Source organism: Actinoallomurus sp. CA-142502 (genome assembly GCF_050936355.1).
Classification (GTDB): domain Bacteria; phylum Actinomycetota; class Actinomycetes; order Streptosporangiales; family Streptosporangiaceae; genus Actinoallomurus; species Actinoallomurus iriomotensis.
The window spans coordinates 9,858,918-9,885,548 of sequence record NZ_JBNJMY010000001.1; the positions used below are offsets into that span (position 1 = coordinate 9,858,918).

The 26,631-nt window shown below is 70.6% G+C and carries 22 protein-coding genes; 13 read left to right on the forward strand and 9 right to left on the reverse strand.

Going from position 1 to position 26,631, the window contains the following annotated elements; genetic code table 11:
• The first annotated feature begins 28 nt into the window (after positions 1-28).
• The 3 genes from ACQEV1_RS46095 (at position 29) to ACQEV1_RS46105 (ending at position 3,163) form a co-directional block, all read left to right on the forward strand.
• A complete protein-coding gene (locus tag ACQEV1_RS46095; protein WP_433403681.1) occupies positions 29-646 on the forward strand; it encodes a mycothiol-dependent nitroreductase Rv2466c family protein in 618 nt (205 codons plus the stop codon).
• A complete protein-coding gene (locus ACQEV1_RS46100) occupies positions 624-1,880 on the forward strand; it encodes a hypothetical protein (RefSeq protein WP_433403684.1) in 1,257 nt (418 codons plus the stop codon). Before ACQEV1_RS46095 ends, ACQEV1_RS46100 begins: the two co-directional genes overlap by 23 nt.
• A 62-nt stretch (positions 1,881-1,942) precedes the next feature.
• Positions 1,943-3,163: a tetratricopeptide repeat protein gene (locus ACQEV1_RS46105; RefSeq protein WP_433403687.1), complete on the forward strand. Its 1,221-nt coding sequence runs from the start codon at positions 1,943-1,945 to the stop codon at positions 3,161-3,163.
• Positions 3,164-3,189: 26 nt separating this feature from the next.
• Here the strand turns inward: ACQEV1_RS46105 and ACQEV1_RS46110 are convergent, their stop codons facing one another.
• The 3 genes from ACQEV1_RS46110 to ACQEV1_RS46120 all read right to left on the reverse strand — a co-directional run bounded on the left by ACQEV1_RS46110 (position 3,190) and on the right by ACQEV1_RS46120 (position 6,043).
• Positions 3,190-4,251: a TolB family protein gene (locus tag ACQEV1_RS46110; protein ID WP_433403690.1), complete on the reverse strand. Its 1,062-nt coding sequence runs from the start codon at positions 4,249-4,251 to the stop codon at positions 3,190-3,192.
• Between the two features lie 140 nt (positions 4,252-4,391).
• On the reverse strand, positions 4,392-4,910 hold the full coding sequence (locus ACQEV1_RS46115; protein WP_433406124.1) for an RNA polymerase sigma factor: 519 nt from the start codon (positions 4,908-4,910) through the stop codon (positions 4,392-4,394).
• Between the two features lie 95 nt (positions 4,911-5,005).
• Positions 5,006-6,043: a DUF2891 domain-containing protein gene (locus ACQEV1_RS46120; protein WP_433403693.1), complete on the reverse strand. Its 1,038-nt coding sequence runs from the start codon at positions 6,041-6,043 to the stop codon at positions 5,006-5,008.
• Between the two features lie 671 nt (positions 6,044-6,714).
• Between ACQEV1_RS46120 and ACQEV1_RS46125 the strand changes: the two genes are divergently transcribed.
• Complete coding sequence (locus ACQEV1_RS46125; RefSeq protein WP_433403695.1) at positions 6,715-7,758, forward strand: hypothetical protein; 1,044 nt, start codon at positions 6,715-6,717, stop codon at positions 7,756-7,758.
• 65 nt (positions 7,759-7,823) lie between these two features.
• On the opposite strand, the gene ACQEV1_RS46130 is transcribed toward ACQEV1_RS46125, so the two are convergent.
• From ACQEV1_RS46130 to ACQEV1_RS46150, 5 genes are all read right to left on the reverse strand, one after another.
• Positions 7,824-8,129: a hypothetical protein gene (locus ACQEV1_RS46130; protein ID WP_433403698.1), complete on the reverse strand. Its 306-nt coding sequence runs from the start codon at positions 8,127-8,129 to the stop codon at positions 7,824-7,826.
• Between the two features lie 169 nt (positions 8,130-8,298).
• Positions 8,299-10,515, reverse strand: coding sequence for an ATP-binding protein (locus tag ACQEV1_RS46135; protein ID WP_433403701.1), 2,217 nt, complete (start codon positions 10,513-10,515; stop codon positions 8,299-8,301).
• Positions 10,516-10,558: 43 nt separating this feature from the next.
• On the reverse strand, positions 10,559-11,515 hold the full coding sequence (locus ACQEV1_RS46140; protein WP_433403703.1) for a sensor histidine kinase: 957 nt from the start codon (positions 11,513-11,515) through the stop codon (positions 10,559-10,561).
• A gap of 210 nt (positions 11,516-11,725) precedes the next feature.
• Complete coding sequence (lanL, locus tag ACQEV1_RS46145; protein ID WP_433403706.1) at positions 11,726-14,341, reverse strand: class IV lanthionine synthetase LanL; 2,616 nt, start codon at positions 14,339-14,341, stop codon at positions 11,726-11,728.
• Between the two features lie 102 nt (positions 14,342-14,443).
• Complete coding sequence (locus tag ACQEV1_RS46150; RefSeq protein WP_433403708.1) at positions 14,444-14,614, reverse strand: hypothetical protein; 171 nt, start codon at positions 14,612-14,614, stop codon at positions 14,444-14,446.
• A gap of 300 nt (positions 14,615-14,914) precedes the next feature.
• Between ACQEV1_RS46150 and ACQEV1_RS46155 the strand changes: the two genes are divergently transcribed.
• Both ACQEV1_RS46155 and ACQEV1_RS46160 read left to right on the forward strand, forming a co-directional pair.
• On the forward strand, positions 14,915-16,813 hold the full coding sequence (locus ACQEV1_RS46155) for an ABC transporter ATP-binding protein (RefSeq protein WP_433403711.1): 1,899 nt from the start codon (positions 14,915-14,917) through the stop codon (positions 16,811-16,813).
• Positions 16,814-16,945: 132 nt separating this feature from the next.
• Positions 16,946-17,809, forward strand: coding sequence for a TlpA family protein disulfide reductase (locus ACQEV1_RS46160; RefSeq protein ID WP_433403714.1), 864 nt, complete (start codon positions 16,946-16,948; stop codon positions 17,807-17,809).
• 48 nt (positions 17,810-17,857) lie between these two features.
• Here ACQEV1_RS46160 and ACQEV1_RS46165 read toward each other — a convergent pair whose 3' ends face one another.
• On the reverse strand, positions 17,858-18,688 hold the full coding sequence (locus ACQEV1_RS46165; RefSeq protein WP_285626345.1) for an NAD(P)H-binding protein: 831 nt from the start codon (positions 18,686-18,688) through the stop codon (positions 17,858-17,860).
• Between the two features lie 62 nt (positions 18,689-18,750).
• Here ACQEV1_RS46165 and ACQEV1_RS46170 point away from each other — a divergent pair, with 62 nt between their 5' ends.
• From ACQEV1_RS46170 to ACQEV1_RS46200, 7 genes are all read left to right on the forward strand, one after another.
• Positions 18,751-19,131 carry an NIPSNAP family protein gene (locus tag ACQEV1_RS46170; RefSeq protein WP_285626342.1) on the forward strand — a complete coding sequence of 127 codons (381 nt, stop codon included), beginning with the start codon at positions 18,751-18,753 and terminating at the stop codon, positions 19,129-19,131.
• A 120-nt stretch (positions 19,132-19,251) separates the two neighbouring features.
• A complete protein-coding gene (locus ACQEV1_RS46175) occupies positions 19,252-20,742 on the forward strand; it encodes an apolipoprotein N-acyltransferase (RefSeq protein WP_433403718.1) in 1,491 nt (496 codons plus the stop codon).
• A gap of 252 nt (positions 20,743-20,994) precedes the next feature.
• Positions 20,995-21,792: a helix-turn-helix domain-containing protein gene (locus ACQEV1_RS46180; RefSeq protein ID WP_433403721.1), complete on the forward strand. Its 798-nt coding sequence runs from the start codon at positions 20,995-20,997 to the stop codon at positions 21,790-21,792.
• An 11-nt stretch (positions 21,793-21,803) separates the two neighbouring features.
• Positions 21,804-22,523 (forward strand): SDR family oxidoreductase, encoded by a 720-nt coding sequence (locus tag ACQEV1_RS46185; protein ID WP_433403724.1) that lies wholly within the window; start codon positions 21,804-21,806, stop codon positions 22,521-22,523.
• A 167-nt stretch (positions 22,524-22,690) separates the two neighbouring features.
• Complete coding sequence (gene dacB, locus ACQEV1_RS46190) at positions 22,691-24,217, forward strand: D-alanyl-D-alanine carboxypeptidase/D-alanyl-D-alanine endopeptidase (protein ID WP_433403727.1); 1,527 nt, start codon at positions 22,691-22,693, stop codon at positions 24,215-24,217.
• Between the two features lie 222 nt (positions 24,218-24,439).
• On the forward strand, positions 24,440-24,730 hold the full coding sequence (locus tag ACQEV1_RS46195; protein WP_285626328.1) for an ArsR/SmtB family transcription factor: 291 nt from the start codon (positions 24,440-24,442) through the stop codon (positions 24,728-24,730).
• A 184-nt stretch (positions 24,731-24,914) separates the two neighbouring features.
• Positions 24,915-26,576, forward strand: coding sequence for a purine-cytosine permease family protein (locus ACQEV1_RS46200; protein WP_285626325.1), 1,662 nt, complete (start codon positions 24,915-24,917; stop codon positions 26,574-26,576).
• Positions 26,577-26,631: the final 55 nt, after the last annotated feature.

Here is a 26,631-nt window from a genome sequence, read left to right on the forward strand (position 1 = left end):
ACTTTCCACGTCAACTAATATACTTTCCGTGGAAACTACCTTGATCGTCCCCACCGTCACGGCCTACCTCGATCCGACCTGTCCGTTCGCGTGGATCACCAGCAGCTGGCTCGCGGAGGTCGAGACGCAGAGCGGACTGGCGGTACGCCGGGAGTTGATGAGCCTGTCCGTGGTGAACGAAGGGCGTGAGCTCGAGGCGTGGTACCGCGACTACAACGAGCGCGCGTGGCGACCCGCCCGAGTCGCGGCCGCCCTGCTGGCCTCACCTCACGCGGACCTGTGGACCGATTTCTATGAGGTGTTCGGACGGCGGCGGCACGTCGACGGTCTCCGTGACGACGCGCAGAACCTCGCGCTGACGCTGCATGAACTCGGCGTCCCGGCCGAGTTGGCCGAGGCGGCGGAGGACCCGTCCTGGGACGCGGACCTGCGGAACCGCACCAAGGCGGCCACGGTACCCCTGGCCGACGACGGCGGCACTCCGATCCTGCACGTCGCGGACCGCGCGTTCTTCGGCCCGGTGCTCACCGCCGTACCGCGGGGGGACGCCGCGGTCCGGCTGTGGCAGGCGGTGTCGACCCTCGCGACCACCCCGTCGTTCAGCGAGATCAAGGGGACTCGCGATGAGCGGCTGCAGACCAGCTGACGACGGCCGGACGCGGCTGCGCCGCCTCGGCCAGGCGCATGCTCTTGCCCAGACCGGCGACGGCGCCTTCTACGTCACGTCAGCGGCCTATCTGGTCGGACTCGGCTGGAGCCCCGTCCGGGTCGGAATCCTGCTCGCCCTCTGCTGGGGAGCGGGTGCGCTGCTCTCGCGCCGCGTCGGCCGCCTCGCCGACCGCCACGGTCTCGTCGCGACCAGCGCCGCGACCCTCGGCTGCTGCGCGGCCGGGCTGCTCGGCCTCGCGCTCGGCGGCGAACCGGCCCTCGTCGCCGGCGCGTTCCTCGTGTACGCCAGCGGCCAGAGCGCCTGGGGCGGGTTGCGCGCCGCGCTCGTCCAGGCCGCGGCGGACCCGGCGGCCGCCGTCACCGAACGGGCCAGGCTGCAGTCCATCGGCAACGGGGCCGTGGCCGTGGGCGCCGCCGTGGGCGGTCTGGCGCTGGGTCTCGGCGAGATCGGGGCCCTGCGCGTCGTCGTGGCCGGCGACGCGCTGCTCTACCTGGTCACGAGCCTGCTGGTCGCGAGAGGAATCCGGATCTCCGCACCGGCCCCGACGGCGTCGGCCGGCCGTCCCGTGGCGGGCGGGGCCGGTCGTGCGACGCTGCCCCAGCTGGTCGCGACCGTCGCCGCATCCGCGCTCTACCTGTACATGCCCATGCTGAGCGTCGCGTTGCCGCTGATGATCACCAACGCGTCCGGAGTCCCGCGATGGACCATCTCCGCGTGCTTCCTCGCCAACACCCTGGGCGTCATGGCGATGCAGCGCCGCGTCGCCATCCGGGTCGCGACCGCCGAGCGAACCCGGCACGCTCTGCTCACGGGCGCAGCCCTGCTCGCGACGTCGTCCGGCCTGCTGTGGACGACTCTGCTGGGGCACCGTCTCGCGCCCGCGCTGATCGCCCTCGGGCTGGGGGCGGGCATCGTGACCCAGGTCCTCGGCGAGGTCCGCTTCGCCGTCGGCGCGTGGGATCTCGGGTACCGGCTCGCGCCCACCAGCGGCACGGCCGCCTGGCAGGCGACCTACGGGGCGGCCGTCCCGATCGCCCGGAGCGCGGGGCCGGCCGTGCTCGCCCCGCTGGCCGGCTTCGAGCTCGGCTGGATCGTCCCGGCCGGACTGTTCCTCGCCGGCGGGATCGCGATGGCGACCGTGGTCGCCCCGAGGTCGGTACGGCGTCCCGGATCGGCGCGAGATGTTCGTCCGGCCGGACCCCGGAGGTGAGTGGCGATGTGCCGCGACGCGCGGGCTGGGAAGGCCGTACAGTTCCATGTCGTGGTGAGCCGATGACCGAGGCGGAGGCGTCGTACGACACGGCATCGGACCTGTGCTCCGCCGGACGCCACGCCGACGCCGAGCCGCACGCCCGGCGCGCGGCCGCACTCGCTCCGGACGTCGCCGACCACCATCGCCTCCTGGCCGAGATCCTGCTCGAACTCGACGGCCGCGGCGGCGAGGCGGTGTCCGCGGCCCGCCGCGCGGTCGAGACGGATCCGGCGGACCACTGGAACCACTACACGCTGTACCGGGCGCTGAGCGCCCGGCTCGACTGGGCGGCCTGCGAGGAGCCGTTGCTCGCCGCGGTGACGCTCGTGCCGGACGATCCGGACTACCGGCTGTTCCTCGGGCTGCTGCGCGTACGCCTCGGGCGCTCGCCCGAAGCCGTTCCCGACCTCCAGGCCGTGCTGGACGGGCAACCGGGCCCCGGCGTCCTGCGCACGCTGATCGAGTACCTGGAGTCGTGCGGCATCCCCGGCCCGGTCCGTACGACCTATGAGCGGTGCGCCGTACGGCTCGGCCGCCCCGACCTCAGCGTGCCGGGAGCGGCCGGCACCGACCGTACGCTCCTGCGCGAGCAGGCCGAGGTCGCACTGCGGCTGTCCACGGCCCTCGGCCAGGACGAGCCGACCACCCTGGCCGCGCGGGAGCGGGCGCGCGCCCTCGCCGAGGCGGTGCTGGCCGTCGACCGGCGGAACAAGACGGCCAAGGCGACGCTGAAACGGCTGGCGACGTTCGAGGACATCCCGCTGAGCCTGTACGCGGCGCCGGACACGGCACGCGAACACGGCCGGACGCTCACGGACCTCGGCGAACGGATCAGCGCTCTCGCCGCCCGGCTGGAGACCGAACCGGGCGACCCCGACCTGGTCGTACGGCTGCTCCGCACGACGCTCGACGCCCGTGACCTGTGCACGTCGATCGGGATGACGGAGACAAGGGAACAGCTCACCGCCCTGGCGGCGAGTGCGCTGACCACGCTCCGCGAGCACTGGCGACCCGAGCCGGAGGAACGCCGCCGGCTGGCGGACGCGCTCGACGCCGCGGGCCTGGCGCGCGAGTATCCCGCCTTCCACCACTGGCTGCTCGCCCCGGCCGGTGAGACCCGGCACGCCGATGCCGCGGGGCACGGCCGGGCCGACGGCGACACGCCGGCTCACCGCACGACACGAGCGCACGCGTCCCCTGCGGGCCCGGACGGCCCTCGCCGTACCGGCATGGCGTCCTGAGTCATTCCCCCCGGCGCTCGCAGCATCTACCAGGTGCCTTCCAGATTGATGTCATGGCCAACGCGCCGTGTGCGAACACTGGTGCCGGTGACCCGGTACATGGTGTCGCCGATCACGACCACGGCGGCGTCGCCGGCGATGGTCGGCCCCACTGCTTGGTCGGTGTGGGAGTGCTCGAGCGGCACATCGCGGGTGATCTTGGAGGTGGCGAGGGAGTACCAGACCAGGTGATTCTCGCCAGTGCGGTAGGTCAGTGCCACGATGTCGCCGTCCGAGCCGATGTCGGCGGCGCGGAACGCCCCATCGTCGCCGCCCAGGTCGACATGGCGGATGGTGCCGGTGGCGGGGTCGAGGGTGCGCAAGCCGTAGCCGGGGGTCTCCTCGGTGAAGGCGAGGGCCCGGCCGTCCGGCGCCCAGACCAGTTCATCGATCACGGTTCCTTGCGGCAGGCTGATGGCCTGCTGGTCCCCGGTGCGGGGATCGATGATGTGGATCCGCTCGCGGATCTTGTCGTCATCGGTCATGGAGGATCCGCCGTGCGTGATGGTCAACTTGGCGCCGGTCTCGGTCACGTACGCGAGTTTGGTGCCTCCATTCGTAGCGGCGAGCAGTTGTGGACCTTCTCCCTGCAGACCGTTGTGCAGGGTGGCCCGCGGTAGTTCGGACAGTTGCTGTGGGTAGCCGTCCGCGTTCAGGCGAAGCCGGTAGAAGGAGACGATCGCGCGCTTGTAGTCGACGCTGGTGAGGAAGAAGGTGCGGTTGTCGCCGGCACCTGCGGTGTCCCAGTATCCGGTCGAACCTGGGGGTACGGGGACCTGGGCGATCCGCTTGCCGGTGGCCGCGTCGTTGACCGCGACCGGTTCGCCACCTGTTCCCGCGCCGACGAGCACGTACTTGGCATCGGTGTAGGCCGCCAGCGTCCAGCGCGACGCGGTCGGTGCGTGCGCCGGAGGCCGAGACTCTTTTATTGGCAGGGGCACCTCGCTCGGCAGGGCTCCCTCGTTCGTCCGGGTTACTTCGCCCGGCCGGGTCACATCGCCTGGCCGGGTCACATCGCCTGGCCGGGTCGATACCACGGTGACGGCCATGGCCGCGGTCACGGCCGTGGCGGTGACGGCGGCCGGGATGACCCAGCGGCGCCTGCGTCGGACCCGGCCGGTGAGCGGACGTACGTGCTCGACGGTGGCGGCGGCATCGCTCAGCGCTTCGCGCAGCAGTTCTGTGATCATTACTCCTCCTCGTACTGGACACGCAGCGCGGTCAGGCCACGGGAAAGGGTCGACTTGACGGTGCCGGGACTGATGCCCATCGATGTGGCGATCTCGGCCTGGGACAGGTTGAGGTAGTAACGCAGGATGATCGCCTCGCGCTGCCGGGGCGGCAGCCGGGTGAGGGCACGGAGAACGCGCCGGCGGTCCTCCGCGATCAGCACGTCGTTCTCCGCTGACCAGACGGGCTGGGGCACTTCCACGAACCGGCGCATCAGCGCCCGGCGGCGCAGCAGGGACCGGCACGCGTTGAGCACCGCGGCACGGGCGTAAGCGGCCAGGTCCGCAGGAGGACGTGATCGGTGCCGCCGCTGCAGCCGCGCGTAAACATCCTGTACGACGTCTTCCGCGCTCGTCTGATCGCCCACCATCAGGAGCGCCAGGCGGACCAGCGACATGTGATGGACCCGGAACAACTCCGTCAGATGACTCGCAGGGTCGGCGGCCTCCTGCCGCCTGTCGGCACCGCACGAGGCCAAGCCTTGATCGAACGTCATAGCTCTAAGACCAACGAGCGGCTCGAAGGTTGCTTCCTGAGCGACGACCAACCCGAAATCAACTGGCGTCGGGCTGTTCAGGTGAGCAGGAGGACGGCGTAGCAGGCGAGCCAGTGTTCGACGGCGTAGTGGCTGCCGGTGGCGTGGGTGAGGGCGGCGTCCGCGTGGTGTTGTGCCGCTTGGAGCATGGCCGGCGTACGCGGATCGGCGTCACCGAGGGTTTCGGCGAGTCGGCGCCAGCACCACGCGCGGCTGAGGTTGAGGCCGTGGAGGTGGGCGATGTAGCCGTCAGTGGAGTCGGAGACGGTGGCCGGGGTGAACAGGTTCGCCGGCTGCCGGTCGGCGATGCGCGGGAGAAAGCCGTCCAGCCAGTCCGCGAACCGGTCGCGTGGCAGCAGGTGTGTCATGAGTTCGGCTTCGACCAGGGCGGGCGACAGGAAGTCGACACCGGCGGGTTCCCACTGGGCGGGGTAGTCACGGTCGCCGCCGTACCAGTGATGGGCCTTTTCGGTGATGGCGGTGAGCAGCGTGCCGTCGCCGTGCCGAGCGCGGTGGCGGGCGTACGGGAGGGCGCGGGAGAGCCCGAAGGCGGTGTTGGAGTGGACGCCGTAGCGGACCGGGTAGGTCGCTTTGGGGAGCCATCGCAGGTAGTTCTGGGTGAGTACGTCCGCGAGCGGGGTGAGGTCGGTCGTCCAGCGGCGGGCGTCGGGGTCGTCCCAGGTGGCTGTTTCGTGGATGAGCCACAGGGTCCATCCCCATCCGTAGGGGCGCTGGTAGATACCGCGGTCGGGGTCGCCCATGTACGCGGCCTCGGCCGCCAGCGGTTCGGCGGCCAGGTGCCGATCCAGCGCGGCGCGGATCCGCTGCCCGGGAACCTGTTCTGACGCGGTGCGCAGGAGGCGGATCAGCAGCCAGTGCATCTCCACGCAGGAATGCCAGTCGAAGCTGCCGTAGAACGCCGGATTGACGTCCCGAGGCCGCGGCCGGTCTTCAGGGCCGGACATCGTATGCAGCATCACATGGGGGTACTCCCGGACGATGTTGGCCAGGGCCACTTCGGCGAAGTCGCTCGCGTACCCGGCCAGCCGATCCTGCCGTTCGTGGTGCTGAATCAAAGCCGTCTCCCGGTCCTGGCGGTGGTCTGCTCGGTGCAGGCCGAGCGGATGGAAGACGACATTGTGATACGCCGATCCTGTTTTTCGCTGTGAGTAGAGAGAGGGAGTCTCGGTCCTGAGTGGCGTCGCGGCCACCGACACCGGTTCGGAGGGGTACCGGTGGAAGCCACAGGCGCGCTCAGGACCGAGGCGTCTATCCCTGCCTGAGCGAGCGGTGCCCGTGGACAGCACCGGTCCGAGGAGGATTTCGTGAAGTGGCTGACGCGACGCGGGCGGCAAGCGCGGTCCGCGAACAGAGCGTGCGTGTGCGATCCGCCGTGGCCGGCGCTGGAAGCCGAGTTCAACGGCTATGTCCTGCCGGTCCTTCCGGCCCAGCACGGAAGCGTTCTGTCCGTCTCCGGCGCGCAGCCGGGAGGCGATGCTCGTCGCCGCCCGGGAGCTGCTGGTGGGCGAGGGTTCTGGTGCCGTCACTCATCAGCGCGTCGCTCAGCAGGCGGGCGTTGGGCGGGCCACCGTCTGGAGAGCATGCCGTACACCAGCAGCCACGTCTCAGCGGTGCGGCAACCACGACACACACCGACGCACCGCGTGGCACAGTGGACGCCACCGACCGAAGCGGAAGGGAGCGAGGTGTGAGCACCTACGCCCTCGACGAGGAACGTCACGCGCTCATGGTGTTCTGGAACACCGGTACGGGCTGCACCGCCTCAACCATCGCCGAACTCGCTCGCGACGTCCCCGACGACGCGATTCAGCGTCTCGTTCACGCTCTGACGCTCCTCTCTGCCCAGGCCTGGCGCACCTACACCCACCCGGCCGCGGCAGCGGACGATCTTGAGGTGAACACCGAGGGCTGGCGGCGCGACGGGCACCGGGAAGCCTTCGCCACAGTCGCCGAGGCCTTGACCAGACCGAACCTGCCATCCGGCGGCATGCTGACCGTCTCCTACAACCCCGTCGAGGAGACAGCGCATCAGGTCGGTCGAGCCCTGCACAACATCAATGATCCCGGCTTGACCGGACAAGTCGTCGCCGAGGTTCAAGCCGAACTCGCCGCCGTCGAACAGGCAGAACTCGGCGAACTCGCCGGCCGGGCCCGCCAGGCCGTGGCCCTCACTCGCGCCGGCGCGTCGCCCGCCCAGGTTCAGGCCGCCGACGAGATCCTGGCCACGGACCCGCTCGGCGATCCGGCCCTGTTCACCGAGATCGAGCCCGCTGCCGGCGCCATCGCGGCGACCCACTGGCTTCAAGCCGCCGCCGACGTCACCGCCAAGGCTTCCGGCCTCGCCCCCACCCAGATCATCCTGGAAGCCGACAACATCGAGGCCCTCGCGCACGAGACCCCCACCATCGTGCTGGAACTTCTCCAACTCGGCCTGAGCCCGTACGAGACGGTCACCGGCTTGGTCCGCGGCGCCATGACCGTCGCCGAAGGCCAGATTCCCGACCTCGGCGAGCTCCTCGACCAGATCGCGCAGGCCGAAGAACTCGCCGAACAACACCAGGACCGGCACCTCCGCGACGCGCTCCTCAACGAGCTCCGCACCACCCCGCTCGACCCCAAACGCCCCGCACACGACCTCCTGGAAGACCTCCTCGACGGAATCCGCGGCTGTTGGCTGATCTACCAGGACAACACCGACCCAGAAGACGAAGACGCGTTCGCCGACGCCGTACGCGCCGAAGCGAACGCCAACCGAGACCGACTCACCTAACCCGGACTCCAGCCACAACGGCATCGATCCCGACTCACCGGTGATGGCGTTTCTCCCCGCGGCGCTCAGCGTGCGTGGATCTTCTGGTTGATGCGGCAGGCGCGCTTCCGTTTGCAGATCGCGGCCTGGCTGGAGAAGACGCCTCCGGCATTACCGCCGAGGATCATCTGTATTCCGTTGTTGATCGTTGGGCTCTTGACGATCCAGACATTCCTGTTGCCGGTTCCGTTTCCGTCACCGGCCACGAGTTGATAGCCGTTGTACGAAAAGGAGCCCTGGGCGCTCGCGGGCCGCGCCGAACCACATCCGACCAGCCAAAGCGATACCGCCAGGCACGACACGCTCAGGGCCGGAACGGTGAACGATCTCATGCGCCGATATCTCACTTTCGACGCCCCCATCTGCTCAGGGACGAGTGGTCGGGTACATCTCCCTGAGCTATCTACCCCCTGAGCGTTCATGCTTAGTAGACTTTTCGGGGTTCACGCGCAAACTTGATGCGGTCTTTGGCGTAAATATCCATTCATGCCGGTATGTCGGTTAAGTGTGTTTGCTCTCGGTCATCCACATCACGACCTCCGCCCGGGACGTGTAGCCGAGCTTGACCAGGATGTTCTCGACATGGGCCTCCGCGGTCCGCTGGGCGATGACGAGGCTCGCCGCGATCTCCTTGTTCGTCTTGCCCTGGGCGATCAACTCGGCGACCTGCTGCTCTCGCGGCGTCAGCGGCGACGCCGCGTCGCGTGAGGGCGCGGACGCGCCGGGCAACAGGTCGTCCTCGCCGAGCACGTAGTCAATGGCCTGGTCGAGTTCGAGACCCGCCCCTCGCCTGATCGCCGCGAGGTACCCCTGTTGTCCCAGAGACTCACGAACACGGGCCTCGCACGCCTTGTGGGCCTCGGAGAACGGCAGTAGCTGCGGAATCGATACGCCGATCGACTCTCGCAGCCTGCGGGCGGTGTCCAGGCACAGCGCCGCGCGTTCGTGATCCCCGGCGGCCGCCGCCACCCAGGCCAGACCTTCGATGTTCCAGGTAGGGCCCCACTTGTCGTTGATCCGCCGCTGACGCCACAGGCTGTCGCGGAAGAAGGGGACGGCGTCCGGGATGGCGCCGCGCCGCCAGGCATCCAGGCCGAGCACCCAGCTGCCCCACGTCATGGCCCACTCCGCCTCGGCGTCCTCCGCCCTGGACCGGCATTCCACGCTGTAGGTGGTGCCGCGATCGTCGCCGTCGAACACCGCGGCCATCGCCAGGAAGAGTGAGGTGTGGAAGGCATCACCGGCGTCGTCAGGTCCGCTCGCCTCCTGCAGCAGGGCAATCGCGGCGGCCGTGTCCCCACGGAACAGAGCGAGTGTTCCGCGGACGAAGAGGATGCTCGTGAGCATCCGAGGGTCGCGCGCGTGCCCGGTGCTGGCCTCGTCCAGCATCGGCACCGCGTCGTCGATGTTGCCCTGCAGCAGAGCGATGAACGCATCGGCCAACAGGGCCTTCGCCTTGATCGAAGGCTGGTCCGTCGGACGCCCCAGCGCCCGGTCCAGCCAATGACGCGCCTCTCCCATGGATCCGTAGAAGATCCAATAGACTCTCAGGGCGGCGGCGATCTCCAACCCGACGTCGACCTCGCCGGGACCGCTCATGCAGAACTCCAGCGCGACCCGGAGATTGGACATCTCGAGCCGGATCCGTTCGAGCCACTGGAGCTGCCGCGGGCCGAACCACTCCCTCTCCGCCCTGCCGCTCATGTCCCGGTAGTAATCGTGGTGCGCGCGCCGGAAGGCCTCCTCCTCCCCCGACTGGGCGAGGCGCTCGTACCCGTAGACGCGGATGGTCTCCAGCAGCCGGTACCGCGCCTGGCCGTGGCCCTCTCGGATCAGGATCGACTTGTCGACGAGGCCCGCCACCAGATCCAGGACGTCCTCGCGGGCGATCCCGCCGCCGGCGCAGACCTGCTCGGCCGCCTGCAGGTCGCATTCGCCAGAGAACACCGAGAGCCGCTCCCACAGCATCCGTTCCTGCGGCGAGCACAGTTCGTAGCTCCAGTCGATGGCCGCCCGCAGCGTCTGATGACGCGGTAGCGCGGTGCGGTCACGGCCGGCCAGCAGATGGAAACGGTCTTCGATCCGTTCGAGGATCTGCTCGACCGACAGCATCCGCAGCCGGACGGTCGCCAGTTCGATCGCCAGTGGCATTCCATCCAGCCGCTGGCACAGTTTCGCCACCGTGCCGCAGTTCTCCGCCGTGATCGCGAAGTTCTCCGCCACGAGCGCGGCCCGGTCGGCGAACAGCCGGACCGCGTCACACCGGATGATCGCCTCCGCCTTTGGCCGGTCGCTCAGGCAGGGCATCGCCAGGGGCGGCACGCCGAGAACCCGCTCACCCCGGATGTTGAGGGGTTCCCGGCTGGTCGCCAGAACGGTGAGACCCGATGCGCCGGCCAGGAGGGTGTCGACGAGCTTGGCGCACTCGTCCAGCAGGTGCTCGCAGTTGTCCAGCACTAGGAGCAGGTGCTTGTCCTGGAGGTAGGCCACCAAGGAGCTCACCGAAGACCGCGCCGACGCGTCGCGCAGCCCCAACGCGGTGCTGATCTCCTGGATCAGGAGCCCGCGACCGCGCAGTGGCGACAGGTCGACCAGCCACACACCGTCGGCGAACGCCCGGCGCTTCTTGGCCGCGGCCCGCAGGGCCAGCCGTGTCTTGCCGACGCCGCCGGGCCCGATCAGGCTCAGCAACCGTGTGTCGGCGAACAGGCGTTCCACATCCCGCAACTCCTGTCGCCGTCCGACGAAGCGTGTCCGCTCCTCAGGTAGGTTCCCGAGGGGCCGCCGCGCTGACGTGACCATGCTTCACGCTACGTGATGAACCGAATGGCCCTCTTGCCGGCAGCCCCAGCCGGGAGTCGGCGATCCGCCGGCTCGCGATGGGGATCTCGGCGGACAAGGTGGTGCCCTTCCCGACCGGGCTCGTGAGCTCGATCGTTCCGTTCATGGACTCGACCCGGTCCCACAGGCCGAGGAGCCCCGACCCGCGGTGGCGGTCGGCCCCGCCGATCCCGTCGTCACGGACGGTCAGCCGCAGGTGGTTCCCCTCCGTACGGACGTCGACGTGGATCACCGAGGCGTGGGCGTGCTTGGTGACGTTCGTCAGGGCCTCGGAGATCACGTAGTACACGCCTGTCTCCACCTGTTCGTCGATGTCCCGGTCGACGGCCGTATTGAGGCGCACCGGTATCGGAGATCGCCGGGCGAGTGTCCTCAGCGCCGACTCGATCCCACCGGCGGACAGGATCCGCGGATAGATCCCGTACGCGACCTCCCGCAGTTCTTCCAGGATCTCCGTCACGTCCTGCTGCGCCCGTTTCAGCTGACGCCGCAGGTGGTCGTCCCCGCACACCTCCGACTCGACCCGCCCCAGGTCCAGTTTCAGCAGGACCAGCCGCTGCTGGACGCCATCGTGCAGGTCACGCTCGACGCGGCGCCGAGCCGTGTCGCCGGCCGTGACCAGGCGTGCCCGTGAGGCGATGAGCTCGGCCCGGGTCGTCCGCAGCGACACCGCCAGGTAGCCGGCCCAGACCAGGACGAGAGCGACCACTCCCGCCAGGCCACCCGCGGCCTCGACGATGGTCGTGTGGTCGGCCTCCGACGCCTGCCGGCTACCGATCGCCCCGGGCATGCTCGCGGCGGCGACGACCACGAGGAGCGCCAGCGGGAACCCTCCCGCGGCGAGCCGGAGGATCGAGCTTCTGTATCTGCGTGACATCGGACGCTCACACTGCTTGTTCCGGTACACGGAACCACCCCCCTGGCGACCGGTGACCGTTGGACTCATCACCGCCAGCGTCTCCGCCGACCCGCAGGGCGGACAACGGTGGGACTACGTAGGTACCTACTTAGATGGCGCGGTCACGAGGCGCAGGAGTGACGCCGGAGTGGCCGGTGATGCGGATGACGCGATTTGTGGCGATGCAGGTCAGGTGGGGAGGCACCAGCCGGGTGTCCACAGCCGGGCACCGGTGCGGTGGTCGAGGCGGCGGAGGAACGACAGGACGCCCGCGGTCCCGGTTCCCCAGGTGTACGCCGGGGTGTCCAGGTCGTTGCCGGGGAAGATCGGCTGCGTCTGTGGTCCGCCGGCGCGGGTGAGCATCAGGGCGGCGATCTCCTCGGCGCCCTGCCAGTACGCCGGGTCGCCCGTCGTCATCGCGGCGTCGATGAGCGCCTCGCCGATTCCGGCGAGGCCGCAGCACTGCGAGGTCACCCACGCGCGGGGCGCCAGCGCGAGGCAGGCGCGGACGCCCTGCTCGGCGAGCGCCAGGTACCGGTCGTCGTCGTAGGCGCTTGCGGCATGGAGGAGGGCGCTCGCGATGCCGGACATCCCCTGGCACCAGGACGCGCCCATCGGGCGGGCGGCGGGGCCGTTCAGGTCGCCGATCAACGCCTCGGCCGCCTCGGCGAGGTCCGCGAACCGCGTCCGGGCCGCCACGCCGGACTCGGCGTCGCCGGTGGCCTCGTGATGGGCGAGGAGGAAGTCCGCGGCGCCCGCCGCGCCGTGGGCGTAGGCCAGGTCGACGGCGACGCCGGAGCCGGGCAGTTCCACCTCCGGCGCGTCGCCGGGCTCGGCGACGTCCCCGGTGATCAGGCGCCGGGCGCACTCGGCGGCGACCTCGTGGTGGGACGGGCGGGGGTCGACGGCGGCGAGGAGGAGGTGGCCGGTGCCGATCCCGGCGACGCCGTGCGCCTGGTCGGCGGGCTCCCTTCCGGTACGCCGGATCGGCTCGGGCAGCGGAAGGTCGGGGACGGCCGTCAGCCGGGCGGCGGTGAGGAACAGCGCCGTGCCGGTCATGCCGAAGTAGAGCGACGGCGGCAGCTCGGCCGGTGGCATGCTCTCGACCGTCCACCGCGCCAGGTCGGCGGCGACGGTCTTGCCCTCGGGGTGGTGCAGGAGCTCCATGCCGACCCCGGCCGAGCCGCCGTACACGTTCGTGACCGGTGGGCTGGAGCGCCGTACGTCGGCCGGACCTTCCAGGAGTTTCTCGGCGTACCGGACGCACTCGCGGGTGGTGTGCGCGAGGACCGCCGACAGCAGTTCGCCGGTCGGCGCCGAGGGCGCCGGGTACGGGCGGGCCGCGGTCGTGGCGGTCCGGCCGTGCCGCCCGGCCCGGATGTCGGCGGCGGCCTCCGCGCGTTCCTCCGGGTCGAGGCCGAGCAGGCGCGGCAGCAGCCCGCGTACGCCCGTGGTCACGCCCGGGAAGATCCGCGCCAGGCACCGCAGCGTCCGCTCCACCCCGCGCTCCGGATCAGGGTCGATGATGATCGGGTTCAGGCCGGTGGCCGCGTAGAACAGGGTCACGCCGAGCGAGAAGTAGTCGTCGGCGGGCACGGAGGCCCGTCCGGTGCGCTGGTCGGGGACGCTGTAGCCGCGACTCCAGCCGGGCAGTTGCAGGTCCTCGTAGCGGCTGGTGCCGAAGTCGATCAGCGTGCAGCCGCCGTCCGCGCCGAGCACGACGTTCTTGGGCGACAGGTCCCGTACGACGACGCCGCGGGTGTGCACGGCGTCCAGCACGCCGAGAAGCCGGGACGCCAGTACGGCGAGGTCCCGGTCGCCGGGCGCGTCGCGGAACACGCCCTGCTCGCCCACGAACCGGTTGAGGTCGCTGGATCCCGCGTCGGTCATCACGAGGAACTCATCCTCACCGTGCCGGAAGTGGTCGATCGGCTCGGGGACGCCGGCGACTCCGGCGAGCGCGGTGAGGATCCGCAGCTCGTTGCGCAGGTACATCCGGAGGTCCGTGCCGTCGGCGTTCTCCCCGACGTACGCGCGGGCCTCCTTGACCACCACGGGCCGTTCGCGTGCGTCGACCGCGCGGTAGACGTTGCCGCGCGGTCCCCGCATGACGCCCGAGGTCACGCGGTAGCGACCGCCGATGCGCCGGGCCCGGGGCGGGGCCGCCGCGCCGCCGCCGGCGGTGCCGGCCGGGACGGGCGCGGCCGGGCGGAACGGGTCGGTGGCCCACGGCGGGCAGGTGTACTCGGCGCCGGCCGTGCCGGGCAGGCTCTCACCGTCCGGGCCGACCACCACCAGCTCGAAGTCACCGTTGTCGTCGACCCGGTATTGCGGCGCGAACGGGGCATACCGGTAGTACACCGGCGCGTCGGGCCGCACCCGGCGGTCGCTGACCACACGCGGCGCGGCCAGCCCGACGAGAGCCTCGGCGAGGCGATGCCCGATCTCGGCGACCGCCTCCTGGGGCGGGTAGACGGTGATCGCCTTGCCGACCGCTCCGGCGTCGAGGTCGCCGGAGTTCAACTCACGGAGCATTTCCGTGGACCGTACGACCTTGAAGTCACAGGCCACCGCGAACAGAATCGGAATGGCGCGCCGAAGCGTGGCCTCCAGAGTCGCCGGACGTGCCGACACATGGAGTTTCCAGCCCTGCGGGTCCAGCTTGAACGTGGGGTCGTGAACATTTATCCACGTGTCGTCCGAACCAATTTCCCTACCATTCCGGTCGGCTAGCTCGGCGATCAGGCCGAGAATGTCCGGACCGGCTTCAGATGAGGGTGTGTCCATCGCCATCCCTGAGCGCATAAGGGGACGGCCGGGAAAGGCCACCGATCGGCGCGATGGCCTTTCCCGACGCCCGTGGACCGAAGCCCGGTCTTTCGCGGAGCCGGGCCTGTTCTCGGCTTGTTACACGATGGACGGGCAGCACGGGTACGTGCTGCAGACCGTGCGCTTGCAGGTGTTGACGCAGGCCTGGGGGCCGTGCAGCAGCCCGGTCAACTCCATTTCGAAGTCGACGTCCAGGTCCTCGGGGTCGAGGACGCCCGCGTCACGGGGCTCGAGGAGAAGTGCGGACATGGGGGCTCCTTCCTTGGCCACCTGTTGAGCGGCCGGTACGGGGCAAGAGCTGGGGGCGATGCGGGTACGCGCCGTTCCCCGTGTTCGTCACATCCGGGTTCCACATAGTGATTCGGACGTGAACACCGACGCATTATGAACAGACGTCCGGGAGGCTGTCCAGACCGCGTTCTGTGAGCATCCGACTGCGCATGAATACGGTAAGGAGGCGTTTACATGGTGCAAATCTTCACTTACAGTGTCACCCGTGTCATGGCGTAGTCATACCCTTACCTGCCCACCGACGGTTGACTTTCGCGGATGAGGTTGCGACCGAAAAAGCGCCGCCTCGAGGATGTTTCGCCGGACCGGTCCGGCCTTGATGTCGCCTACTGGGAAAGCCACGACGAGGAACTGCTGTCGGCCGGGCTGGGCACGATGGCCCGCCGGCTGCCCGCGCTCGTCGCCGCGGCCTTCCGGCTCGCCTGGCGCGCGAGCCGCCGGGACACCGCCGTCGCGCTCGGCGGCAACCTCCTGGCCGGTTTCTTCACCGCGTTCGGGCTGCTGGCGACCTCCGACGTGCTCTCGCCCCTGTTCGCCGCAGGGCCGACACCCGGCCGGGTGCGGGCGGCGCTGCCCGCACTGCTCGTCGTCGCCCTGGCCGCGGGCCTGCGCGGCACCCTGCTGGTCGTCGCCGGCTGGGCGCAGGCACGGCTGAAACCGCAGGTCGAGCGGCACGCGGAGACCCGCCTGTTCGAGCTGACGACAGAGGTCGAGCTGACCGCGTTCGACGACCACGACTTCCACAACGCCATGCGCCGCGCCCGCGACAACGGCGTTCCCGACACGGCGACCGTGGTGGAGACGACGGTCAGCGCGGTCACCGGCGCGGTCGGCGTGGTGGCCCCGGCGGTGGCGCTCGGCCTGATGCACCCGATCCTCATGCCGTTGCTCCTCGTCACGGCCGTACCGTCCGGGTACACCGCGCTGCGCACCGCCCGCCTGCGCTATGAGGCCTTCTACCGGCTGTCGACGGCGCGACGGCGCAAGTTCATGCTCTCGGACCTGATGGCCGAGCGGCAGCCTGCCGCCGAGGTCCGGGCGTTCACGCTCCGCACGTTCCTCCTGGAGGAGTACGACCGCGTCGCCGAGCAGGAGCAACAGGTCCAGCTCGGGACGGCCCGCCGCCAGACCGCGGCCAAGGCCTCCGGCGACCTGCTGACCGGCACGGCCACCGTCGCGGTGTACTGCGCGCTCGGTGGGCTGCTCGCCGGCGGGATGATCCCGCTCGCCATGGCCGCGGCGGCGGTGCTCGCGATCAGGGCCGGTCAGGCGTCACTCGCCGCGCTGATGCAGACCGTGAACCGCCTGTACGAGGCGGGCCTGTACTTCGGCGACTACCTGAGCTTCCGCGAACTCGCCGCCACCCGGATCCGCGCGCCACGGGGGACGGCGCCGCCGGCGCCGTTCCAGCGGCTGACCGCCGAGAAGGTGTCCTTCACCTATCCGGGCGCGAGCGAGCCGGCGCTGTCGGACGTGAGCGTCACGGTCGCGCGGGGCGAGGTGATCGCGCTCGTCGGCGAGAACGGATCGGGCAAGACCACGTTCGCCAAACTGCTCGCCGGGCTCTACCGGCCCGACGCCGGGACGATCCGCTGGGACGACACCGACCTCGCCGAACTGGACGGCGACACCCTCCGGCAGCGGATCTCCGTGATCGCCCAGGACCACACGCGATGGCCCCTCACCGTACGGGAGAACATCGTCATGGGCCGCCCCGTGGACGAGGACCGTCTCGTGGGCGCCGCGGCGGCGGCCGGGGCCGACCAGGTGATCGCCGACCTGCCGCACGGCTACGACGCCCTGCTCGACCGCCGCTTCCGCGGCGGGCACGACCTGTCCGGCGGTCAGTGGCAACGCATCGCGGCTGCCCGCGGCTTCTACCGCGACGCGGCGCTGGTGATCTTCGATGAGCCGACCTCGGCGCTGGACGCCCGCGCCGAACACGCGCTGTTCGAACGGATCCGGCGACACGCCGACGGCCGTACCGTCATCCTCATCACCCATCGCCTCGCCAGCGTCCGCTTCGCCGACCGGATCTACGTGCTCGACCACGGCCGGATCGCCGAGCAGGGCGACCACGGAGAACTGCTGGACCACGGCGGCCTGTACGCGGAGCTGTACCGGCTGCAGGCCTCGGCCTACCAGGAGGTCCCATGACCGAGCGCAGCAAGAGAATCGAGGACACGGCCCGGTGGTCACACCTTCCGACGGAGGAGGTCCCATGACCGAGCGCAGCGAGGGAATCGAAGACACGGCCCAGTGGTCACACCTTCCGACGGAGGAGGTCCCGTGACCGTTCTGGGGGCGGCGTGGCCGGCGCTGGTGGTCGTCCTGGTGACCGCCGCGGTGGGCAAGGTACGCGACGTGCGCGGGTTCGCCGCCGTCATCGACGGCTACCGTCTGCTGCCGCGGCGCCTCACCCTGCCCGCCGCCGTGACGGTGCCGGCGGTGGAGGCGGTGGCCGCCGTGCTTCTCGTGGTTCCCGTCACCCGCCGGTGGGGCGGGCTGCTGTCGGCGGCGCTCTTCGCGGTGTTCGTGGCCGCGATGGTCTCGGTGCTGCGACGGGGCCTGGACGTCGACTGCGGCTGCTTCGGTTCGTCCCGCGGCTCCCGGGTCGGCCCGTTCACCGTGGCCCGTACGGGACTGCTGCTCGTCCTGGCGGTCATGACCGCCGTCGCGGGAGCGGAGCCGTTCCGCGCCGCCCAGATCGTGCCGGCGGTGGTCTTCCTGGGCCTCGTCGGCGCGGTGACCCTGCTCGGCCCGCGGGCGCCGGACGCCGGCGGGCCACGGACGGGCACACGCTTCACCCTCGGAGTACCGGTGGAGACGGCGACCGCCGGCGCCCCCACCCTGTTCGCGCTGGTGTCACCGGCGTGCGGATTGTGCACGGCGATGCTCCCGGCGTTCCTCGCGGCGCGCGCGAGGATGCGGGTCGTCCTCGTGAGCGCGGACGAGGAGCGGGCGGTGCGCGGGTACCTGGAAGACCACGGCGTCGACCTTCCGGTGCTGATCGACCCGGACGTCTATGACAACAACGGCATCCCCTGGCCGCCGTACGCCGTCGTCACCGACGGGACCGGCGCCGTCCTCGCGGCGGACGGCGCGGACTCACCCGACCGGCTCGGCGCCCTCCTCTCCGGCCACTCCTCATAGCGCGCTCAGACGCAGAAGAGGATGTGACACTGGTCGACGGCGGTGCGCTCAGCGGAACGTCTCGGCGTGGGCTCGGGCCCACTGCTCGAAGGTACGGGGCGGGCGCCCGGTGACCTCCTGGACGGTCGGCTCGACCTGTGACTCGTCCAGCGTGCCGTCGACGTAGAAGCTGAAGAAGGCGTCGACGTACTCGACCGGCATGGTCGCCTCCATCTCGGTTCGCGCCTCCTCGTCGGTCATGCCCTCGCAGCGCAGATCCCGGTCGAGGACCTTGGCCAGCACGGCGACCTGGTCCGCCGGGAGCAGCGACTCCGGGCCCGACACCAGATGGATCCGGCCCTCGTGCTCGCCGGTCACCAGTGATCGCGCCGCGACCGCCGCGATGTCGTACGGGTCGACGGCGGCGGCCCGTACGGTGGGGAAGGGAACCCGCACCACGTCACCGGCCGCGAGTTGAGGCAGCCAGCGGAGGGCGTTGGACATGAACGCCTTGGGCCGTACGAAGGTCCACGGCAGACCCGAGTCGCGGACGGCCCGCTCCGAGACGATCATGTAGCGGGACACCGCATTGCTCATGTCCCCGCCTCCGGCCGAACCACCGGACAGCAGCACCACGCGTTCCGCCCCGGCTTCACGGATCCGGGTCAACAGGCCCGGCATGTCCGCGTAGCCGGGCAACAGGAACACCGCGCGCACGCCGGACAGCGCGCCGGTCAGGGTGCCGGGCTCGTTGAGGTCTCCGGTGACCGGCTCGACTCCCGCCGGCAGAGTCGCCTTCCGCGGATCGCGCACCAGGGCGCGTACCCGGTGTCCCTCCTCGGCCAGCGCGCTCACCAGTTCGGAGCCCACATTGCCGGTCGCGCCGGTCACCAGAATCATGCCAACCCCCGCTACGCCGTCCGCTGGAACAAGGTCACCGGCATAAGACCACAATTCAGGGGGTGATCACCCGCCATTTCGGGCATGGGGCGAGCGCCCTCAACCCGGGAGACGGAGGAATGATGATCACCTGCGTGGTGGACTACACGATCGACGCGGCGAAGATCGAAGAGTTCGAGCGGTTCGCGCGTCGCTGGGTGGAGTTGGTGAACCGCCACGGCGGGACGCACCACGGCTACTACCTTCCCGCCGAAGGGGCCAGTGACAAGGCGCTCGCGCTGTTCAGCTTCCCGAGTCTGGCCGCGTACGAGAGCTACCGGGGCCTGTTCGGCAACGATCCGGACTTCGTCGCCGCCGACCGCATCCGCGACGAGAGCGGTTGCGTCCTCCGCTACGAGCGGACCTTCATGCGCCCCCTCCTCACCGAGGACGCCTCGGGCTGACCGGCCGCGGGGATCTCTCACTCGCACGGGTGATGCCGCGTTCATGCTTCCCGGCGATGTGCGGTCAGGGGCGGCGTACGGATCATCGACGCGATTCCCAACCAGAGGGAGACGTGTTCGATGAATTCGAAGACCCGGTCCGCCGCCGCCCTGATCGGGATCGCGGTGGCGTCGGCCGTGCTGTTCTATTTCGGCACCGGTCTGCGGCCGGTGCCCTGGCTGACCTGGCTCGCTCCGCTTCCCGTGCTGGCGGTGGCGCCGCGCGTGCGCGGCGTCATCGCGTTCGCCGTCGGGGCGGCCGCGTGGCTGGGCGGCGAGACGAGGATGTGGGGTTACTTCCTCGACACCGTGCAGATACCGCCGCCGCTGGCCGTGTCCGTCATCGTCGGTTCGGCGGTGCTGTTCGGGCTGGCGGTCCTCGCGACGCGGGCCCTGATGCTGCGAAGGCGCTCCGTCACCGCGATCATCGTCTTCCCGGCGACCTGGGTCACCGTGGAGTACGTGATGTCGCTGGCGGCGCCGAACGGCGCCTGGTGGAGCCTGGCCTACACCCAGGCGAGCGTCCTGCCGGTGCTGCAGCTCACCTCGGTCACCGGCGTGTGGGGGGTGACCTTCCTCCTCATGGGGGCACCGGCCGCGGTGGCGGCCCTGACCGCTCCCGGCGCCAGGGGACGCCTCCCGGTGGCCGTCGCAGCCACGACCATCCTGGCCCTGACCCTGGGATACGGCGGCTTGCGGCTGCACTCCTCCGACGGTCGGCAGACCCAGCGCACGGCGCTGCTGGCCACCGACCGGGCGATCGACCCGGTGACCGTGGGCACGCCCGCCGGCCGGGACATGCTCGACGCGTACGTGACCCGGATCCGTTCGCTGGCCGGGCAGCACGTCCGTGTCATCGTGCTCCCGGAGAAGGTCTTCCTCACCGATGACGCGCACCTGGCCGCGCTCGAACGCCCCCTGGCCCGCCTCGCCGTCGAACAGCGCACCGACATCGTCGCCGGGCTGGCGCTCAGGCGGGGGAACGCCCTCTACAACGCGGCGATCGACCTTCCCGCCGACGGCGGCCGCCCGGTCACCTACTTCAAACGGCACCTCGTACCGGGGGCCGAGAGCGACTTCACGACCGGCGAGGGCACCGCCTTCGTCCCCGGCACCGGAACCGGCTGGGCCATCGCCATCTGCTTCGACCTGGACTTCCCCGGCCTCGTACGGGACTACCGGCAGCGTGGCGCGACCGCGCTGTTCGTTCCCGCCTGGGACTTCTCCAACGACGCGTGGCTGCACAGCAGGATGGCGGTCACCCGCGGAGTGGAGAACGGCATGACGGTCGTACGGGCCGCGCGGCAGGGCGCGCTGACCGTGAGCGACCCGCACGGCCGCGTACGGGCCGAGGTGCGAACCGCCGGGAACCCGATGGTCTCGGTCAGCGCCGACCTGCCGTCCCGCGCGACCACCACGCCGTACACGCGGTTCGGCGACTGGTTCGCGTGGGCCTGCGTCCTCATGCTCCTCGCCGGAGCGGCCACGTGGTACCTCACCCGCCCCCGCGCGACACCGTCGGCGCCGCGGACCGCTCGACGCATGAGCGTGGCGCGGGCAGGTAACCGGTGAGTTCCCGCGGAGGGCGCCGCCCGAACGCGGCGCCCTCCGGTCGGGATCAGCCCCAGTCGATGAGGCTGATGCCTTGCCAAATGACGTCGGTCGGCTGCATCGCGGTCACCTCCTTCGTGCGATTCGCCGGATATGTCGCGAATGGTGGCAGGCCCCCGATTCCGGGCAGAGCCATCGCGCGCACAGGAATGCACCATTTCGTGCACCCGTCGAGAGCTTCTGTCCAAGTGGCCGACCGGCCAGGATGGGCTCGTGATCCAGATCCATTCGGCGATGGCGGACGTGGGCGCGGGGCCGTGCCGGGCGGTCTCCCGCCTGCCGGAGCCGCGGCTGCGCCCCTTCGTCTCGGGATACTCCGGCTTCCGTACGAGGCCGGGTCCGTCGCGGCGGCGGTTCTTCCCGCTGGCCCAGACGACTGTGATCATCGACTTCGCGGGCCCGGTACGGCTGGTCACCGGTCCGCGCGCCACTCCCGCCGTGTACGAGGACGGCTGGCGCCGCGGCGTCGCGTTCGGGCTGACGCCCGCGGGCGTGTCCGCGCTGGCCGGGATGCCGATGAGCGAGCTGACCGGGGTCACCGTCCCGCTGGAGTACCTGCTCGGCCGCCGCGCCGGTCCGCTGGTGGACGAGCTGGGCGAGGCGCCGGACTGGGCGGCGCGGTTCGCCGTCCTCGACGACCGGCTGAGCGCCTGGCTGGCTCCGGACCGGACGCCGGACGCGCTGGTGACGCGCGCGTGGTGGCGGCTGCAGGAACCGGCGGGCCGCCGCACGATCGAGGCGCTCGCCGCTGAGCTCGGCGCCAGCCGCCGGTACCTGGAGCTCGGGTTCCGGCGCCACATCGGCCTCCCGCCCAAGACCGTCGCCCGGATCACGCGGTTCCAGCACGCCGCGTACGCGCTGAGCAGGTCGTCTGCGAGCTTCGCCACGGCGGCCGCCTCCGGCGGGTTCGCCGACCAGCCGCACTTCACCCGCGAGGTGCGGGCGATGAGCGGCGTCACCCCCACCGAGCTGTGCGCGTTCCTTCAAGACGTCGAGCAGCGCGCGCCCTAGCGTCCCGGGCCATGACGCTCACCGGGAAGACAGCGATCGTGACGGGCGGCTCGCGGGGAATCGGCCGGGCCATCGTGCGCCGCCTGGCGCGCGACGGCGCCACCGTCGTGTTCAGCTACAAAGAGAACAAGGCCCAGGCAGACGAGCTCGCCGCCCGGCTCGACGGCGTCATCGCCGTACGCGCCGACCAGGAGGACCCCGCCGCCCTCGACGCGCTGTTCGCGCCGGTGAGCGACGGCCTGGACATCCTGGTCAACAACGCGGCCGTCAACCCGCGTGCGCCGATCGCGGACCTCACCGCCGAGGAGTTCGACCGGGTGATGACCGTCAATGCGCTGTTTCCGCTGCTCGCGATGCGGCGGGCCGCGTCCGCGCTGCGTGACGGCGGCCGGGTCGTCAACATCTCGACGCTCAACACCGTCCTGCCGGCGCCCGGCCACGCCCTGTACTGCGCGAGCAAGGCGGCGCTGGAGCAGTTCACCGCCGTGGCCGCACGGGAGTTCGGCGCGCGCGGGATCACCGTCAACACCGTCTCCCCCGGCGCGACCGACACCGACCTGCTCCGCGCGTCGAACCCGCCCGAGGCCCTGGAACAGACCGCCGCGCTCACCGCCCTGCGGCGGCTCGGCCGTCCCGAGGACATCGCCGACGTCGTCTCCTTCCTCGCCGGACCCGACTCCCACTGGATCACCGGCCAGAACCTGCGCGCCGGCGGCGGCTTCCTGCTGTGAAGGCGATATATGAAGAACGCACGACCTGCGGCATGTCACACTCAGGGGCCCATATCCGTCTATAAGGTCGACGCGTTTTCCGCATGCCGATCAGATGTCCGGCGCGTACGAAGAAACAACGGTGTTTCACCGCGTCAACGAACAATGCTTCCCGACGAAGGGGTGACATGCGCAAGCTGGTAAAGCGCGGTCTCACACTGACTCTGGCAGGGGTGCTCGTCTCGGCCTCACCGGCCGCCGCGGGCGCGGCCACCGGCACGGCCCGGCCCTCGTCAGACGACCTGAAGACCGACCTCGACCAGATCCTCTCCGACAGCCGGCTCAACGGCGCGAGCGTCGGATTGATCGTCCGGGACGCCCAGAGCGGCGCGGTCCTGTACGACCATGACTCGTCGACCCAGGAGACCCCCGGGTCGAACAACAAGCTGCAGACCTCGACGGCCGCCTTCGGCCTGCTGGGCTCGGACTACCGCTTCCACACCAAGGTCGCCGTCGGCAACGGCAACCTCTACCTCAAGGGCACCGGAGACCCGACGATGCGCGCCCAGGAGTACGACGCGCTCGCCGCGGCCGTCGCCGCCAAGGGCGTCACCAAGGTCTCCGGCAACCTGGTCGCGGACGACACCTGGTTCGACGCCGAGCGCACCCGTCCGGACTGGGACCCCTCCGACCTGCCGTACTCCTACGCGGCCGGGATCTCGGCGCTGACCGTGGCGCCCGACGACGTGTACGACATCGGCTCGATCGGCGTCGACATCACTCCCGGCGCCGCGGGCGAGCCGGTCAAGGTCGCCGTCTCACCGCCGACCAGCGTGATCAAGATTGACAACGAGGCGGTCACCGGCGCGGCCGGCTCCGCCTCCACGCTTTCGGTCGACCGTGTGAACGGCACGAACGTCGTCAAGGTGACCGGGTCCTACCCGGCGGGCGGAGCCGAGTCCGACCATCTGACGACGGCGCCGGACCCGACGATGTACGCCGCCGACGTCTTCCGCGACGCGCTCGAGGCACACGGCGTCGAGGTCGACGGGACGATCACCGAGGCCGCCACTCCCAGCACCGCGAAGGTGCTCACCGACCGCGTGTCGATCCCCCTGTCGCAGATCGCCGTGCCGTGGCTGAAGCTGAGCAACAACCCGATCACCGAGACCGTCGTCAAGGCGATCGGCCGCAAGGTCAGCGGCAAGGGCACCTGGGACGCCGGCCTGGCCGGGGTCACGGCGTACCTGAAGAACCACGGAGTCGACACCTCGCAGATCAAGCTGACCGACGGGTCCGGGCTGGCCGCCACCAACAAGACCACGCCGCAGCAGATCACGAACGTGCTGAGGAGCGCCCGGTCCCAGAGCTGGTTCGACACCTGGTACAACGCCCTGCCCATCGCCGGTGAGCCCGATCCGCTCGTGGGCGGCACGCTGGCCTCCCGGATGACCGGCACGCCCGCCGCGGGGAACCTGCACGGCAAGACCGGCACGCTGACCGGCGTCAGCGCCCTGTCCGGGTACGTGACCGACCCGAACGGCGAGAAGCTGGTCTTCTCCAGCATGTTCAACGGCTACCAGGGCGGTGCGCCGAAGGACATCGAGGACAAGATCGCCGTACGGCTCGCCGGTGGCCCCACGGCCGCCGTCAACGCGGTACGCCGGGCGCCGTCCGGCCAGAACCTCGAGTGCTCCTGGACCAGGTCCTGCTGAACGCCTGAGACGAAGGGCCGGCCGCCGGTTCGGCGGCCGGCCCCTTCAGCTGAGCGGCAGCAGCCAGTGGTCCGCCGCGCGTTCGGGGCGGGGCGGGCGAACCCGTAGAGGCCGATGGGGCCGGACACCTCAGGTATGACGATTTCCATACCTGCGGAAACTAGCGTCCGGCATTGGTACGATGTAAGCCGTACCTTTGCGACGGAAGGCCGGGGGTGAACCGTGGACCTGGGGAAGGTGTTCGCCGCGCTCTCCGACGACTCGCGGCGTCGCGTGGTGGCCGAGCTCGCGGACGCGCCCACGGACGGCGAACGCCCGTGCGGCTCCTTCGACCTCCCGGTCGGCAAGGCCACCCGTACCCATCACTTCCGCGTGCTGCGTGAAGCCGGGCTCATCGACCAGCGCCACCACGGCAACGGCAGCGCGGTGTCCCTGCGCCGCGACACGATCGAGCGGCACCTTCCCGGCCTGCTGCCGCTGCTCGTCCGAGAGCTCCACGAGCGCGAGGGCTGACGATCCCGGCCGCGCCGAGCCGCGGCCGAACCCTCCGGACGACGGCGCATCTCCCGTCGCTCCGTGCGTCTTCCCACGTCACAGCGGTGCGGTTCCGGCGTAACAGCGCGCAATCGCCCCGTCATCAGGTGGCAACCGGGCGTCCTTAGCGTTCCCGCCCAGGTTCCACGCACAAGGGAGCGACATGGATCTCGCGGACAATCCGGCGCTGGAGGACTACTCCCTCCGGTACGCGCCGAGCGCCTTCCGTTCCTGGTCACCTTGGATGATCTTCTTGAGCTGTCTGGCCGGGCTGTCGGCCATGGCCGGTTACGCGCTCGACGCCGCGTTCGTCAACGCGTTCGGGTTCGGCAACGCCCTGCTCGGCTTCGCGGTCGCCACCGCGGTGACGTTTCCGCTGACTCTCACCGCCGCCTTCGCCATCGCCCGCAAGCACATCGACATCGACCTGCTGACCCGGGGCGCCGGCTTCGGGTACCTCGGCTCGACGCTCACCTCGCTGGTCTACGCCACGTACACGCTCATCTTCCTCGCCTACGAGGGCGCCATCATGGCGCAGGCCCTGACCGCTCTGACCCACCTCGACCTGCACATCTCCTACGCCGTCGTCGCCCTAGTGATGATCCCGCTCACCGTGTACGGCATGAGCTTCACCGCGAAGTTCCAGGCGTGGACCTGGCCGCTGTGGGTGGCGCTGATCGGCGTCGCGCTGGGGTCCGCGGCGACCGCCCCGCACGCCGCGCACACCATGGTCCACCCGCACATCCCCGCGACGGCGGCCACCGGCGTGACCGTACTGGCGGTCTTCACCATCGCCGCCGCTCAGCTGTCCCTCGCCGCGCAGGTCGGCGAGCAGGGCGACTACCTGCGGCTCATGCCCGACTCGAAGCCGGGCCGGGCGGGCCGGTGGCGGCTCGCGGTCATCCTCGGCGGGCCGGGCCTGACACTGTTCGCCGTCGTCATCTTCTTCGCGTCCACGCTGCTGGTGGGGTACGCGGAGACGCAGACCACGCCGGACCGGGCGGCCGAGCCGGTCGAGCTGTTCACCGTCGTCTACCAGCGGCTGACCGGGAACCACACCGCCGCGCTGGTCCTCGCGGGCCTGCTGGTCCTGCTCTCCCAAATCAAGATCAACATCATGAACACGTACTCGGGCTCGCTGTCGTGGTCGAACTTCTTCTCCCGGCTGCTGCACCGTCACCCGGGCCGCGCCGCGTGGGTGTTCTTGCAGGTGGGGCTGGCGCTGGTGCTCATGGAGCTGGACGTCTACCACCACATCGTGACGGTCCTCGCCTGGTACGCGAACGTCGGCATCGCCTGGATCGCCGCGCTCGCCGCGGACCTGCTCATCAACAAGCGGCTGCTCAAGCTCTCCCCGGCGCACATCGAGTTCCGGCGCGCCCACCTCTACAACGTGAACCCGGTGGGGTTCGGCTCCATGGTGATCGCGGCGGCGGCCGCGATCACGGCCTACTACGGGGCCTTCGGCGCGACCGCGGCGGCGCTGTCACCCTTCATCGCCCTGGTGCTGGCGCTCGTGCTGCCGCCCGTCATCGCGGCGGCGACCCGGGGACGCTGGTACATCGCGCGGACCAGCGACCTGCCGGACGGCGAGTTGCCGTGCACGGTCTGCGCGGGCTCGTACGACACCGCCGACATGGCCGCCTGCCCGTACCACGGCGGGACGATCTGCTCGCTCTGCTGTTCCACCGAGGGCTCGTGCCGCGACCGGTGCAAACCCAGCGCCTGGCGGCCCGGCGGCGGACCCGTGCCGCTCGGCATGCCCACGGCTCCGGCCCGTACGGTGTCCGCCCCCGTCGGCGCGGCCACCGAGGAGGTCGGCTGACCCATGGGCACCGCCCTGATGACCTGGCCGCGTAATGACCGGGTAACCGAGCCGG

What these genes read in the sequence shown, in the direction of transcription:
- ACQEV1_RS46185 (WP_433403724.1), top strand. Translation starts at nt 21,804, where the DNA reads ATGACGCTCACCGGGAAGACAGCGATCGTGACGGGCGGCTCGCGGGGA.
- ACQEV1_RS46130 (WP_433403698.1), bottom strand. Translation starts at nt 8,129, where the DNA reads ATGAGATCGTTCACCGTTCCGGCCCTGAGCGTGTCGTGCCTGGCGGTA.
- ACQEV1_RS46150 (WP_433403708.1), bottom strand. Translation starts at nt 14,614, where the DNA reads ATGTCCGCACTTCTCCTCGAGCCCCGTGACGCGGGCGTCCTCGACCCC.
- ACQEV1_RS46110 (WP_433403690.1), bottom strand. Translation starts at nt 4,251, where the DNA reads ATGGCCGTCACCGTGGTATCGACCCGGCCAGGCGATGTGACCCGGCCA.
- lanL (WP_433403706.1), bottom strand. Translation starts at nt 14,341, where the DNA reads ATGCGCTCAGGGATGGCGATGGACACACCCTCATCTGAAGCCGGTCCG.
- ACQEV1_RS46105 (WP_433403687.1), top strand. Translation starts at nt 1,943, where the DNA reads ATGACCGAGGCGGAGGCGTCGTACGACACGGCATCGGACCTGTGCTCC.
- ACQEV1_RS46175 (WP_433403718.1), top strand. Translation starts at nt 19,252, where the DNA reads ATGAATTCGAAGACCCGGTCCGCCGCCGCCCTGATCGGGATCGCGGTG.
- ACQEV1_RS46200 (WP_285626325.1), top strand. Translation starts at nt 24,915, where the DNA reads ATGGATCTCGCGGACAATCCGGCGCTGGAGGACTACTCCCTCCGGTAC.
- ACQEV1_RS46100 (WP_433403684.1), top strand. Translation starts at nt 624, where the DNA reads ATGAGCGGCTGCAGACCAGCTGACGACGGCCGGACGCGGCTGCGCCGC.
- ACQEV1_RS46155 (WP_433403711.1), top strand. Translation starts at nt 14,915, where the DNA reads ATGAGGTTGCGACCGAAAAAGCGCCGCCTCGAGGATGTTTCGCCGGAC.
- ACQEV1_RS46165 (WP_285626345.1), bottom strand. Translation starts at nt 18,688, where the DNA reads ATGATTCTGGTGACCGGCGCGACCGGCAATGTGGGCTCCGAACTGGTG.
- ACQEV1_RS46140 (WP_433403703.1), bottom strand. Translation starts at nt 11,515, where the DNA reads ATGTCACGCAGATACAGAAGCTCGATCCTCCGGCTCGCCGCGGGAGGG.
- dacB (WP_433403727.1), top strand. Translation starts at nt 22,691, where the DNA reads ATGCGCAAGCTGGTAAAGCGCGGTCTCACACTGACTCTGGCAGGGGTG.
- ACQEV1_RS46125 (WP_433403695.1), top strand. Translation starts at nt 6,715, where the DNA reads ATGGTGTTCTGGAACACCGGTACGGGCTGCACCGCCTCAACCATCGCC.